Genomic DNA, 12,670 nt, shown 5'->3' with positions numbered 1-12,670 from the left:
GAGTGTCGTTAGCTTATCGCGAATGCATCTGGTGTCAAAGCAACAGGTCAAGGGAAGGCAAATAGAAACCGCTGAGAATCCATTCCCTTGATCAATGTCCATATCGGCTTTCGTCCTCGCTTGTAGCGTTGTTGATACAAGGAGGACTCGATCACGATGGCGCGCGCTCAGTCTGCCAGTGGCATTCCTGCCCCTATCAGGGAGCTGCTGCTACGCGCACCGCCCGAGGCGCTCCCGGCGCGAATCGAACCCATGGCGGCGCAGGCGGGCAAGGCATTGCCGGACGGCGATCACTGGCAGTTCGAGCCGAAGTTGGACGGGTATCGGATTACGGCCCATGTCGGCCCCGGGGAAGTACGGATGCTGACGCGAGGCGGATTAGATTACGCTCCCTACTTCCCGGCGGTCGCCGCGGAACTTGCGCAGCTCCCCATCCAGCCGGTTGTACTGGACGCGGAGATCGTGGCGTTCGAAGAGGGGCGGCCCTCTTTCCCAGCACTTCAACGGCGCGTGAACAGGCGAGCGGCTGCCGCGCCGGTGGACGCCGCCCAGTGCGTCCTTTTCTGCTTCGACGTCCTTCATCTCGCCGGCCACGACACTCGTTCCCTGCCCTACAACGATAGGCGTGCGCTGCTGCAGGCTTCGGTCAAGCCGGGTCCAGCAGTACAAATCGTGCATAGCGATGCGGACGGTCCCGCGCTCTACAACACCGTCCTTGCGATGGGGCTTGAAGGGATTGTCGGTAAGCGAAAGGCTTCCACGTACCAGCCCGGTGCGCGATCGCCGGATTGGCTCAAATTCAAACCGATGCAGACCGAGAAGTTTCTGGTGCTCGGGTATCAGCGGGGTAAAACCGGGATTGCTGCCGTCGTGCTCGGCAAGGAGGCGGACGGCTCGTTCCGGTATGCCGGGCGAGTGTCGACCGGCGTTTCGGAGGTTGATGCCCGCGAACTGATCGCCGCCACCCGCCCTCTGCCGCCGGACGCCCCAGGTTACCGGCGCGGGATGAAGAACGTCGTTTGGGTCGAGCCAGCTGTCACCGTCGAGGTGAAGTACTTCGAGCGCACCGGCGAGGCGTCCCTGCGGCATGCGAGCTTCGTCCGGATCCGGGAGGACGTGGCGACGGTTCTCCGGCCGACGTCGCCGTGCGCTCCCGCGATGCCAGAACAGCTTGACGCACTCGTTGAGGCGCTTGAGCGTCTGCCGGACGCCAGCGTGCTCACTGTGGACGGTGAATCGCTTCCACTACGCGACCTCAAGACGCCGTTATGGCGCATCGGCGGTAGAGGGAGCGCCGTGACCAAGCGGGACTTGTTGCGGTATTACCTTCGTGTGTCGCCGCGCCTCCTGAAGCACCTCTACGGCAGGCCGCTGACTGTCGTCATGCTGGCCGACGCCGGCGACGAGCCGGTGTACCGGAAATCCCTCAATCTTCGACTCCCGCCCTTTGTGGAGACCGTAGTGCGCGAAAGCGCAGCCGGGCAAAAGCAAGCCATCCTGTGCAACAACCTCCCTACCCTGCTATGGCTGGCCAACGAAGGCGCAGTCGAGTTTCACGTTCCTCATGCTCATAAGGAAGCGGTCGACGCATGCCCGGACTACCTCGCCTTCGACCTCGATCCGTTCATCTATTCGGGACGGGAGCGCGAGGGCGAGGAGCCCGCTTACAACCGCCGTGGCTTCGCCAGGTGCCGTGAGGTCGCGTTCTGGTTGAAGGACATTTTCGACGGTTTTGCACTGCGATCCTTCGTCAAAACGACCGGCAAGACTGGGCTGCATGTCTTTGTGCCAATCGCCCCGACCGTGCCCCCTGAGGTAGCCAAAGAGATTGTGGGCACGATCGGGCGGCACGTCCTCGCCCTCCATCCGGACGTCGTGACGATGGAGTGGCGCGTCGCCGACCGCACCGGGAAGATCTTCATCGACCACAACATGAGCGGCCGTAATCGCACGTTGATCTGCGCCTGGTCGGTGCGCGCGGCGTCGGGGTTGGTCTCGGCCCCGGTGACATGGGAACAACTGCCCCAGATCGATCCCCTCCGCCTGTCGGTAAAGATGAACGTATGCGCAGACCCATGGCAAGAGTTGTTTGACTATCAACAAAACGTGGAGGATGCCTTCCGGCGATGATTCAAAAGAGCAATGAATGGTGCGGCAAAGAACGACCACAGGGAGACAGACATGGCATCACGGGCACTGGCGGAATTTTCGATCTCGTTCGGGTTGGTTTCCATTCCCGTCAAGCTCTATAGCGCGACCGACGAGAAAGACGGCGTCTCCTTCAATTTCATCCACCGCGGCTGCGGGTCGCGGGTGAAGCAGCAGTACATCTGTATCCGGGAAGACGTCCCGGTCGAACGCTCCGACATGGACCGCGGCTTCGAATTCGCGCCTGAAAAATACGTGATCTTTTCGCCAGAGGAGATCAAGGCGGTTGCGGAGCGCGGCCATCACACGATCGACATTGTGGCGTTCCTGCCCGCCGGCGCGGTCGACCCGATCTATTTCGACAAGCCCTACTACCTCGGTCCCGGTAAACGCGGCGAGAAGCCGTACAGCCTGCTGCTTGAAAGTATGCGCAAGTCCAGCCGCGTCGCGTTAGCTCGCTGGGTGTGGCGAGGCAAGGGATATACCGTCCTGGTCCGCCCCGCCGATCAAGAAGGCCTTGTTTTACAGCAACTTCGCTATGCGGATGAGGTCAGACCGATATCCTCGATCGGTTTTTCGCCGACCGAGGTCAAACCGGCGGAGCTGGACCTTGCCTTGATGCTCATCGAGCAAACCGGCCGCGAGACTTTCGATCCCAAGGAATTCCGGGATGATGTGAAGGACCGGATCGAAAAAGCCATTGAAGAGAAGATCCAGGGCAAGGAAATCACGCTGGCCGAGGAGCCGCAAGCGTCAGGCAAGGTCATTGACCTGATGGAAGCACTCAGGGCAAGCCTGGCGGCGCGAGCCGGCAAAACCGGAGCGCCGGAGCAGGCGCCTGCGGCGCCAAAGGCGCGCAAGCCAGTCAAACGCGTTGCAGCACCAAAGACACCTGCTGGAAAGAAAGCAACAGGCGGCAAATGAAGTGGTTCACGGTTGACGATATGCAACGAAAGTACGGCGTGCAGCGGCGCGTCGTATCGGTCATGGTCAAGGGCGGCTTCGTGCAGCCCTCACGCGGGCGCCAACGGGAGTACCGCTTTTCCTTCCGCGACGTCGCCGTGTTGCGGATGGCGCAGGAGCTGTATTCAGCGGGCTTCCCACCCGCCCGCACGGCCCGCTTCCTCAAGCAGATCGCCAACGACCGCGGCGAGCTCGATTTCCCGCAGGTCAGGCTAGCGGCATGCGGGGGCGAAATTGTAGTTCGGGACGGGACGGCGCTGCGCAACCAGCGCGGGCAACTCGTCATCGACTTCCCCGCCGCCGGCGGCGCTGCGGTGCAGCGGCTGGAACGAAAAGCCAAGACGGCCGACGAAGGGGAACTGACCGCCGAACAATGGTTCTGCGCGGGGGTGTACATCGAGGCGACTGACCCGGTCCAGGCGATGTCCTATTACCGCCGCGCGCTGGAGATCGACAGCCGGTATGGCGAAGCGTATGTGAACCTGGTGTGCCTGCTGGTCGACGGCAAACAATGGCTCGAGGCGCATGTCGTGGCAGAGGAAGCAATCGTGCATTGCCCGCATGTGGCGCTGCTTCACTACAACCAGGGCGTGATCAACGAAGAACTGGGCAGGTATCCGCAGGCGCTCGACGCCTACGGGCGCGCGCTCGAACTCGACCCTACTTTGGCCGACGCCCACTACAACCTGCACCTTCTCCATGAGGCGCTGGGTGAGCGCTCCGCGGCGTTCCGACATCTCAAGGAATACCACAAGCTGTCTGATTAAGCCGCGAGGGCGCGGGTGCGGCTGTCCATTCGTCGCCACATCCGTCCCACTACCCAGTTGGCGATACTTTTAATTCGCAGGGGAAACGTTAAACTCTCGCCTCGTGGAACTTCTATGAGTGACGACGGTGGCGACAAAATTTCTCGACTGGGCGCGGTGGGACTTTATCAACCAGAGAATCCCGAAAACGAAGGGAGCAAAGCAGCGGGTGATGCGGCATGGCGAGCGCTTTCACCTTTACTCGCTTCACCATACGTACCTCGACGACCTTACCCGTTCGCTCGCGGACCACTGCCATGCGCGGACTGGAACGCATGTTACCGTTCTAACGCGCTCTTATTGGATCGACTGCAGGCCGAGGGCGACTTGGCACCCTAGTCCGGGCGCAACGACTACTGCCGAGTTGGGTGACCTGTTGGTGGACGTTCGTGTCCGATATCAAGGGAAGCCCGCGTTTAGGAGGGCTGTCCTTATTCAAGGGAAGTGGACACAGCAGTTTGACCAGTTGGACGCTGGCTCCTGCGTGCCAGGAGCAACTAATGCAAGCAATCGTGAAAGAGACTTGCTCGAGGACCATGTGGGCCCCGTTGTCTTGCAGACCAACGGATCCGCGCCAGGTGCGTTAAATCCCATGTTTAATGTGTCGCTCGACGGATTTACCCGAACGCTACTTGGCCATACTCACTACCTTCTGTTCCTCGATGCCCCGACCAGCCCGAATACCCCTGGTGCGCAGCCCTACCTGTGCTTACGGCCGTCATCGCGCATTGCGACCAATGGGAGCTGTCGCCAATACGAAGACATGCTCACTGACCTCGCGGTGCCGTCCACAGCGCCTCCGGACATACACCGGACGCAAGAGTGGCGTATGGCGGTCGATGCGATAAAAAAATGGGCGGCGAACAGGCAGCGCAGTGGCAGCATTTTCGGTGTCCAGAGTTATCCGCATTCGATGGTCGGTTTAGGTGCAGCATTCATCGCAACAACCGGCCCTGGGGGCAACTCCGGTCCTTTGCACCCCGGTAATTCGGGCCCGGATCCGGGGGCTTTACTCGACGAAAGCCAATCAGGATTTCTGATTCTGGAAATGTTAGTAGACTACGCCTCCCCGCCCCCTGCCGGAGGGTAAAGGTTTTCCCGTGCGCTTACGGCGCAACGAGTCGAGGAATGCCACAAGCTGTCTGGATAGGCGGTGCCAGACAGCAAAGGGATGCCTCGACGCGCGGGGCATGCCTTTGGGAATCCAAACCGATACGTCCGCCTGCTCCAGAAGGAGCAAGGCGGAGTATCACCGTATCAAACGGTATTGTATGAAGTTGCAACCAGGTTAGACGGCGTGAGCCTGTTCCTCGTGGAAGCAATCGATGGCTGCTTGACGATCTTCGCCGGCGGCATTGTGGAAGTCCTTCTGAAACTGCAGGGCTTCCGCCAAAGCGTCGGACAAAAACGCATGTGGTTCGCCAACTACAAAAACCGGCTCGCTCGTGTCACCCCATCCCTTAGGATGGACGGTTACCAGTTGGTATTGCTGATCGGGAGTTACTCGGACTTGCAGCTGAAACCCGGATTTACCGTAGCCGTTATAGCTGATCATGGTGCCCCAGACCGGCTGCTCTTCCTGCAGGAGGACGGCCGGATCATGAAACGCCATTTGAGCAAGTGCGAATGCAACCAAAGCAATGATAGTCATGTTGTTTCCTTGTAATGAGTGCGGTCGCCCGCGGTGTAGTTACGCCGCTTCAGCACAAAGCTGTTGCGGATTGGGATCGACGAGTTCACTGAGGGTCACCGGCTTCCAGCCCTCCCCCGGCACGTAACGGCCCGGAGAAAAACTGCAGCGCCACGGTCCCTCACACTGCGCGTCCAGCTCCTGGAAGCGAGCTTCGACGGCAGCCAGGACATCGGGCGTGACGGGATCGAAGTAGCCGTGACGGCGAACGATTCCGACCGACGACATCACCTCGCGGTAATACGTCTCACGGTCGTTGCGCCAGACGCGGCCGGCGTTCTCTTCGAAGTCCTTCAGGTACCAGTCGGGATCCATGTATCGGACGCTGATGCGTTCCCCAGCAAGGGGGCCGGTCAGCACGCGATAGTCACCTTCGCCCCGGTAGTCGGAGAGAAACTGGATTTTCGCCATGGCGGTCATGCTGTCCTCCCTTCGGCCATCAGCTGAGCCCACGAGCCCGCGTACCGGGTCATGCACTGCTGCTTCTTGGGTTTCGGGGGGGTATAGCTGTCCACCGTGACACCGGTTTCGTCGTCGACGATTTTCCAGGCACGGTCGCCCCGCTTTGCGGGAGTGTGAAACGGAAGGTGAGCGACGCTCATCTTCATGATTTCACTCTTACCAAAGATCAGGCTGAGCATTTCATGGTCCTTTCAATTGAAAGAAGGCCACAAGCAAGCGCCAGCCGAAGCTGGGCTTGCAAGGGCAAGTTGATAACGGGACTTAAGCAGTAACAGTCGAACGCGGGGACAGAACACGGATGGTCTTGGGGACCATAATCGTTTTTTCAGTCACCTCGTACTCATCGAGCATGTCGATGAAGGCCAGGCGAAGCATGTCGGCCGCCTTGTGAAACTCGCAGACGAGATCCACACGGGCTTTCAGGCTGTTCTTGCTCAGTTCGTACACATCGGAGGCATTCACGCCGCCTCGGGTCTCAAGGTAGCGCGGACGGACCGTGTAGTTGACACGCTCCTTGCCGCACACACCGCAAGCGGCAGTCGCCGAACAACCACGCAGCTCCGTCAGGAAACGGCGGATGAGCGTGAGCTTGGCGTCGTCCGGAATGTCGAGAGCCTGAATCGCGCTTTGGCCGAGGTAGGTTTCGGCACGCCACGAGAACTGGCTCTTCAACACTTCGCCCGCAATTGCAGCCTCTGCCGGGTCAGTGAACTTCGGGGGAACCTTCATGAAGTTGCGCTGGCCGCAGTGAACGCAGTGCGAGTGATGCTCGATGGTTTTGTAGTAGGAGTGGTACAGCACGAGGTAACCCGACGAACGGCCGTTAAAGCCGATCGTGTAGTCACCGTTGTACTGCCGGGTGAAGTCGTCGATGACATGATCGATTTCGTGATGGAACTCCGTTCCGCTGCAGGCGATATCCCACGCGCGGTCCTCCAACTCCTTGCTCAGGCCCAGGCGATGGACCTTCACATTGAGGGAGAATCCGGCCGAGCGGCGATCCCCGTACGTCGAATGACTTTCCAGAAATTCGATCATCGACTTTTCGGAGCGGCGGTCTACCTTGCCAGTTGTAAAGAATGGTTTCATTGCGTCCTCTCATGGATGAAAAGAGAGGGAGCGCGCCATGCCCCCATGTGGGAGAAGGTGTGCTCCCCAGGGGGTTGAATTACTGATTGGCTGCCCAAGCGATAAACTCGGACGTGAGTTGTTGCGACAGATCGGCCACGGACGGACCCCAATCGAAATTGGTGGCCGCAACGCGTGTGATCTGAAGACGCGGGATGCTGCTGGCAAAGAAACCAATGGTCCGATGTCCAACATTGCCCCATGTCTTGCTTTGAGCGAAATCGCAGAATTTCACTCCGTCATACCCTTTTGCTTCAAGTCGCCGGAACAGGCCGACTTTCTTGTAGTCGAGGTCGAGCAGGTCTGAATCACGATCGCCGGCGAGGTCGAAGATTTTCATCTCCTTCCAGCCGTCGATGATCAACAGCCAACCGGGCTTTTTCCAATCCGCCTCAGCAAAGACGTGCCCCCTTTCGGAGAGCGACTTCACTTTGAGCCAGTAGCGTTTGTCGCTGCCGTGCTCTGCGGGTGACTGATAGCCAAGCTGATCCTCCACGTACCGGACAATGTCACGGTAGGTCGGATGCCCTTCTACGATCCTGAAGCTGGTTGCCCGGCCCATGTGATCGTAGGTGCAATCGTCCATTGCAAATCCCATGTGGTTCCTCGCGATGTCACTGCAGGGGCTCATGTGGGGTTGCGCGGGACGCACACGTTCGTCCATCTGATAACTGTTGATGGAGAGCAGAGTTGACCCCCCGGCTTCGGGGATGTAGTTCTGCCCAACGGTTGGGGAGAAAGCGGCGCAGAACAAACCGTCATAACCGCCGGGTCGTGGAACGAGAAAATCGTTACACGTGCCGTGGTAGAGGTAGTTCGGGCGCAGCAAGTCTGCCTTGATGATGGCGGCGTCGGTCAAGTTCATGCCCGGCCCCCTTAGTGAACGCTGTGATTACGCGGATTCATGCCCAGCGTGTTGCGCGCCGTGCAGTACACGTCCCACAACTGCTCGCGCAGTGCGGGTTGCATATCGAACGTCTCCAACACACGTGACGCAGTAGACGCATTACCGGCCATTTCAAGCAGGCGTGCGTGCTGCTGGCGTTGCCAGGATGAATCTGTAACAAAGGTTCTTGGTTGCATGGTGCACTCCTTTTTTGAAAAGAAAGGGAGAGCACCAAGCCCCGAGAGGGAGAAGGTGAACTCCCCACGGGATTGAGATAGCGGCCCGGTAATGGGCTTGCGACAGGCATGGATGGTGGTCCATGCTATTCCGCTCCACTATGGAGCTGCTGCGACAGAGCGCAACACGTGCACAGGGCACAAGAAACCAGCATTCCGGTGAAGCTGTCACGAGAATGCAGGCTTCTGGGAGGGATGCACCGGATAGCGCGAGGCTATCCGATGGCATCTTCCAGAGTCTTACTGTTCTGCGAACCGGCCGTAGCGGCGGACCTGTACCGAGTACCGGTCGCCGATGCGGCGGATCTGGTAGCTCAGGTCATCGACACCCTCGGTAGGAAGGGTGCCGAAGACGCCGTGCAGGATCACCGTGACAACGGCGAACTGCCACGACCAGGCGACATAGGCGATGAGACAGAGTGCGAGCGCGACAAAGGCATACACCCGTGTCGTTCGCATCTGGTCCAGCGCGAAGCCGTTCATCGGACGCTGTTCCACGATTTCGAGGAAGTGGTTCATTCGTTCGGCGTAAGCGTTGCGAATGACCGCCAGCGAGATATAGAGCAGCGCCGTGATGCAGGCGTACTCCACAGCCATCCAAAACAGATCAGCAAGATTGATTGAATCGAAGTTCATGATGCTCTCCTTAAGGGAAGGAACGAGCGAAAGCACCATGAGCCCGTTGCGGGTCATAATGCGTCCCGCTCAGGGTTGAAAAATTGAAGTTGCTTACCGGCTGGTGCCGGCGGCTCGGCGCAGTCGCATCCCGAAGGGCACGAAAGACGTCTTGATGCGACGTAGTGCAATGGTCAGCAAAGATTGCTGTTGAAGCGCAGTCAGTTCCGCTTGCAGCTGGGCGTGAGACACGGCGACAGAAGTCAGATGGCTGTGCAACCATTTGTACTCCTGATACCAGTAGTGGCCCAAGCCGCGAAGCGTATCGTTCGCTCGCCGGATTGTCTCGAGTGTGTCTTCGGTGCCCCGAAACTCACGTTCGATATCATCCAGACGGTCGCGCAATTCGGCTTCGTCCAGTTGCTCGACCCGTCGCGTGGCAAGTCGGATTGCATTGTCGATGTCGCCGATCACAGAGTCGATGAGCGGGCAGGTGTTGTCGGGAATGGCTCCCGCCGCCTCTACCAGCTGATCGATATCGGGAATGTCGTCCACAGGGTTATACATGGCGCACCCATCTGCTATCGCACGACACGAAACAACCAATGACTCTGGGTAGGGATTTTGCGGCGATTGCGAAACAGCGCGGTAATGCGGTTGTCCCACGTACAGAGCGCATAGACAGCGGTGCCCGTGTAGTAGGCGTACAGCAGAACCATCAGCCACAGCTCGTTCCGAACCGAAACGGCGATCAGTGCGAGATTGCCGACAATCCACCATACGAAGCCAGAAGCTTCCTTCCGGGCGACGTAGAAGTTGCCGACGATACCAGAGATCAGGATCACGGCCTGTATGCCAAACGATGTGTCGATATTCATAGAGACTCCTTGGAAAAGAGATCGCTTGCGCGAGATTGAGGAATGCCGGCGGCTGCCGGGTATTTTGCGAGAGGCTCTGCCGACAGGTCGGTCGAGCTATCTGTCTCCGCGACGGAGACCATGCGCGTGATGCGCAAGCGTGCCAACGGCACAAGAATGATTGCGGGGATGCGCGTGCAAGCCCCTTCCACAAGGCGTTTCGGTACTTGTGGGAGAGTCCTGGATGCCGGAATCGGGCGCGCGAACACGCTGCAGGCCTGTGTCAGGCTGGCGCGTCGTTTGAAAGGTGGGTGTTGCGGTTGATAATGCGCTTCTCGCCGCGCTGGCGCCCTTAGGGGATTTGGGCATTCTGCCAATATCGGGCGGCCCAGTCAATCGCCGTATGGTGCCCTTTCGGGCACTTTACAAGGCCGTTTTGGTGGCATGCCGCCCGGAGATGGCCCAAGTGGAGTCCTCTTCGCTGCATATTTGACTGGGCAGCCGCTGCCGGTAGGATAGGTGGCATGACAAAGGCTGACATTGGGGAAAAAGTATGAATTACGGGCAGGCGCAAGCAGTCATGGTGCTGGTTGGGGAACGCATGGGTTTCGAAATGTCCAATGCGGGCGTGGCAAAGCAGGTGCTCGAAGGCGCGACCTTGCACCCAATGCGCTTTGCTGACCTTGAGCGGGAGGCGGTCGAGCTCAACAATCGGTTGCGCACTCAGCCGTCGTCGATTGCAAAGGCAAATAAATTGGGCGGCGAGGTTGCCGCAGAATATGGATTGAACTAACCAGAGGGGTACTACAAAATGGCGAAAAAGACAATGCGAATGAGTTGGGGTAATGCGGCTGCCCTGGTTTTTCTGATGTGGGTCGTGATAGCCGGAATTGACCGGCTCACATGGGTCAACGGTGGATCGGGGTTGCAGGGTTTCGTTAGCGCGGGTTTCGTGGCCGACCTGCAGTTGCCCGGCTGCGAAGGCCGCGGGATCGAGTTCAAATCCGTATCCAAGGGGCGTGTCGCGTATCGATGCAATATCCTGGACGGGAATGGGAGCGTGCCGATTTGGCCACTTCAACGCACTGGCGAAACCGACCGCCTCGGTCCGGTCATCGCGCGCGTGTTCCCGAGCTGGGCGGGATAAGTAATCCGAGGGTGACGAAGGCCGGGAATGTCTGGGCCACGGCGAGGTCGGGGTTGGGCACCAGAAGTTAGACAAGAGACAAAGGAAAGTGACAATGGCTGGCAATACTTCACCCGATGCCGACGACGCGAGGCGGCAGGCGGCGATCGACGCGATTCTGTCGAACGACGAAGCCAGCAGTGACGACGAGCTCATCGCGCATTTCCAGACCTTCGGTCTGACGGAAGCCGAAGCACGCAACCAGGTGGCGCGGCGCACTGCCATGCTCAATCAACGCCTTGATAGCGGCGGCAAGCTCCCGTGACAGCTCACCACGATAAAATGATGGCTTCGCCATGGATAAACAAACATTGGCTGGCGATCCAGCGCATTGTTGTTTGCGTCATGGTGGCTGTCGTAGCGTCTCTGGTTATCTTTGTGGCGCAGCGCGTAGCCGTCGGCGCGGTCGCAGATAGCGCGGTGCACAAAGCGACGGGACTGGCATCTCTCCTGGTCATGATATGGGCGCTTACCGTTTTCTGGCTCGTGCTGACCGGGCGGCTCGATGCGAAGCTGGTGAAAACGCGTCAGCTATTGCGTAGGCCCGAGCTCGTTGTGGACAACACCAAATAGCCGTTAAGGGAATACGCGTTGAAAATGAAGATTAAATGGTGGTATTGGATTGCCTTCTCATGGCTGGCGGCTGTCATCCTGCGACAGATTTTGCCTCGCACCGCCGCGGTCGAGGCTGCTTTAATCGTGGTGATCTTCTCCGGCGGTCTGCTGTCGATCTTCGGGGCGGGCTGTGACCGAGACTCCACGAAGCAGGATGGATAAATGCAGAGAAGCGAAGACTGGAATGGAACACGAATGCCTGCGAACTCCGACGCCCAAACGCTCCGCTTAATCAAGAAAGCTGCCCGGCTGAGGGAGCAGAAGAAATCCTTCACTGAGATCGCGACGCTCCTCGACGTCTCGCCCGCACGGGCCCGGCAATTGGTTGCACGCGGCGAGCAGCTGGGGACGGAGACATACAACGGGAAGCTCATACCCCCTGCGCTCAAGCAGGCTATGGCGCGCGGAGGGTTTAGCAATCCGGACGACGTCCGCTGCGCGCTTCTGGATGGTCAATTTCGACTGACCGGCCGGACCTACCCTCCCACCACGGTAGACGGTATCGGCAGGGCGAAATTTTTGCTGATATGCGCGTTTTTGCGCGTCAACCCGGCGAAGCTGCCCTTTGCCGCGCCACCGGAGGTTCGTATTGCGCGGGCGATCGCCAACGGCGACCCCATTGATGAGGCTGCGTTTGAGGTGATCGGCAACGCAAACCACCTTCGTAGCGTCTTGCAGTTCGCAGCACGCCTGACCAAGCATCTATCCCCTGCGGCTAGAAAGCGATTCCAGGAATGGGGAGTAAAAGGTCGATAGGAGGCTTCAATCTACCCTCGCAAGGCGGTTCCGGCCGCGGCGCTCTGGCACGCAAGATGTAGAAGGGACACTGCTAAAGAAAAAAGCCCGAGACCTTTTGGGAGGTCCGGGCTTTTTTGCATCAGATGCGATTGCACCTGTTCGCTGCGATTGAGCGATTGAGATTGCCGAGGTGTTCGAGTATCGGCACTGCGACATATCTGGCGGTGTTCAAGGCATCGACCTTGCTGCGGTCGAATGTCTCAAACAGCACCTTCCCTGTCGCTTTCTCGCTGATTACCCAGCTCGATGAAGGCCTTACCATGGCTTGTGTCCTTCCCCA

General features: G+C 59.0%; 19 protein-coding genes. 9 read left to right on the top strand and 10 right to left on the bottom strand.

Annotated elements, in window-relative coordinates:
• The first annotated feature begins 252 nt into the window (after window positions 1-252).
• The 3 genes from ligD to AC3WOY_RS28940 are packed head-to-tail and all read left to right on the top strand — an operon-like array spanning window position 253 to window position 3,878.
• On the top strand, window positions 253-2,130 hold the full coding sequence (ligD, locus tag AC3WOY_RS28950; protein WP_492430022.1) for a DNA ligase D: 1,878 nt from the start codon (window positions 253-255) through the stop codon (window positions 2,128-2,130).
• Window positions 2,131-2,181: 51 nt separating this feature from the next.
• Entirely contained in the window at window positions 2,182-3,072 is an 891-nt protein-coding gene (ku, locus tag AC3WOY_RS28945; protein ID WP_492430021.1) for a non-homologous end joining protein Ku, read from the top strand.
• On the top strand, window positions 3,069-3,878 hold the full coding sequence (locus AC3WOY_RS28940) for a tetratricopeptide repeat protein (RefSeq protein ID WP_492430019.1): 810 nt from the start codon (window positions 3,069-3,071) through the stop codon (window positions 3,876-3,878). Before ku ends, AC3WOY_RS28940 begins: the two co-directional genes overlap by 4 nt.
• 1,327 nt (window positions 3,879-5,205) lie before the next feature.
• On the opposite strand, the gene AC3WOY_RS28935 is transcribed toward AC3WOY_RS28940, so the two are convergent.
• The 9 genes from AC3WOY_RS28935 to AC3WOY_RS28895 all read right to left on the bottom strand — a co-directional run bounded on the left by AC3WOY_RS28935 (window position 5,206) and on the right by AC3WOY_RS28895 (window position 9,812).
• The gene (locus tag AC3WOY_RS28935) at window positions 5,206-5,568 is read right to left on the bottom strand and encodes a hypothetical protein (RefSeq protein WP_492430017.1); all 363 of its coding nucleotides are present in this window, start codon (window positions 5,566-5,568) and stop codon (window positions 5,206-5,208) included.
• A gap of 39 nt (window positions 5,569-5,607) precedes the next feature.
• A complete protein-coding gene (locus AC3WOY_RS28930) occupies window positions 5,608-6,027 on the bottom strand; it encodes a hypothetical protein (RefSeq protein ID WP_492430016.1) in 420 nt (139 codons plus the stop codon).
• Window positions 6,024-6,248, bottom strand: a complete 225-nt coding sequence (locus AC3WOY_RS28925) for a hypothetical protein (RefSeq protein ID WP_492430015.1) — start codon at window positions 6,246-6,248, stop codon at window positions 6,024-6,026. Before AC3WOY_RS28925 ends, AC3WOY_RS28930 begins: the two co-directional genes overlap by 4 nt.
• An 82-nt stretch (window positions 6,249-6,330) precedes the next feature.
• On the bottom strand, window positions 6,331-7,158 hold the full coding sequence (locus tag AC3WOY_RS28920; protein WP_492430014.1) for a cysteine protease: 828 nt from the start codon (window positions 7,156-7,158) through the stop codon (window positions 6,331-6,333).
• Window positions 7,159-7,237: 79 nt separating this feature from the next.
• Window positions 7,238-8,062 carry a hypothetical protein gene (locus tag AC3WOY_RS28915; protein ID WP_492430013.1) on the bottom strand — a complete coding sequence of 275 codons (825 nt, stop codon included), beginning with the start codon at window positions 8,060-8,062 and terminating at the stop codon, window positions 7,238-7,240.
• A gap of 11 nt (window positions 8,063-8,073) precedes the next feature.
• On the bottom strand, window positions 8,074-8,280 hold the full coding sequence (locus tag AC3WOY_RS28910; protein ID WP_492430012.1) for a hypothetical protein: 207 nt from the start codon (window positions 8,278-8,280) through the stop codon (window positions 8,074-8,076).
• A 279-nt stretch (window positions 8,281-8,559) separates the two neighbouring features.
• Complete coding sequence (locus AC3WOY_RS28905; protein ID WP_492430011.1) at window positions 8,560-8,955, bottom strand: hypothetical protein; 396 nt, start codon at window positions 8,953-8,955, stop codon at window positions 8,560-8,562.
• Between the two features lie 93 nt (window positions 8,956-9,048).
• Complete coding sequence (locus AC3WOY_RS28900) at window positions 9,049-9,489, bottom strand: hypothetical protein (RefSeq protein WP_492430010.1); 441 nt, start codon at window positions 9,487-9,489, stop codon at window positions 9,049-9,051.
• Between the two features lie 26 nt (window positions 9,490-9,515).
• Complete coding sequence (locus AC3WOY_RS28895; protein WP_492430009.1) at window positions 9,516-9,812, bottom strand: nicotinamide mononucleotide transporter; 297 nt, start codon at window positions 9,810-9,812, stop codon at window positions 9,516-9,518.
• A gap of 532 nt (window positions 9,813-10,344) precedes the next feature.
• Between AC3WOY_RS28895 and AC3WOY_RS28890 the strand changes: the two genes are divergently transcribed.
• From AC3WOY_RS28890 to AC3WOY_RS28865, 6 genes are all read left to right on the top strand, one after another.
• Window positions 10,345-10,584 carry a hypothetical protein gene (locus AC3WOY_RS28890; RefSeq protein WP_492430008.1) on the top strand — a complete coding sequence of 80 codons (240 nt, stop codon included), beginning with the start codon at window positions 10,345-10,347 and terminating at the stop codon, window positions 10,582-10,584.
• A gap of 75 nt (window positions 10,585-10,659) precedes the next feature.
• Window positions 10,660-10,938 (top strand): hypothetical protein, encoded by a 279-nt coding sequence (locus tag AC3WOY_RS28885; protein WP_492430007.1) that lies wholly within the window; start codon window positions 10,660-10,662, stop codon window positions 10,936-10,938.
• Window positions 10,939-11,032: 94 nt separating this feature from the next.
• Window positions 11,033-11,242, top strand: coding sequence for a hypothetical protein (locus AC3WOY_RS28880; RefSeq protein WP_492430006.1), 210 nt, complete (start codon window positions 11,033-11,035; stop codon window positions 11,240-11,242).
• On the top strand, window positions 11,239-11,550 hold the full coding sequence (locus AC3WOY_RS28875) for a hypothetical protein (RefSeq protein ID WP_492430005.1): 312 nt from the start codon (window positions 11,239-11,241) through the stop codon (window positions 11,548-11,550). Before AC3WOY_RS28880 ends, AC3WOY_RS28875 begins: the two co-directional genes overlap by 4 nt.
• 18 nt (window positions 11,551-11,568) lie before the next feature.
• Window positions 11,569-11,754, top strand: a complete 186-nt coding sequence (locus AC3WOY_RS28870; protein WP_492430004.1) for a hypothetical protein — start codon at window positions 11,569-11,571, stop codon at window positions 11,752-11,754.
• Window positions 11,755-12,348, top strand: coding sequence for a hypothetical protein (locus AC3WOY_RS28865; RefSeq protein WP_492430003.1), 594 nt, complete (start codon window positions 11,755-11,757; stop codon window positions 12,346-12,348).
• A gap of 121 nt (window positions 12,349-12,469) precedes the next feature.
• Here AC3WOY_RS28865 and AC3WOY_RS28860 read toward each other — a convergent pair whose 3' ends face one another.
• Window positions 12,470-12,652, bottom strand: a complete 183-nt coding sequence (locus tag AC3WOY_RS28860) for a hypothetical protein (RefSeq protein ID WP_492430002.1) — start codon at window positions 12,650-12,652, stop codon at window positions 12,470-12,472.
• Between the last annotated feature and the right edge of the window lie 18 nt (window positions 12,653-12,670).

Source organism: Noviherbaspirillum sp. FW303-A3, from assembly GCF_058788695.1.
Note: the sequence above shows the minus strand (reverse complement) of the source record. Positions and strands in the feature narration are given on the sequence as shown.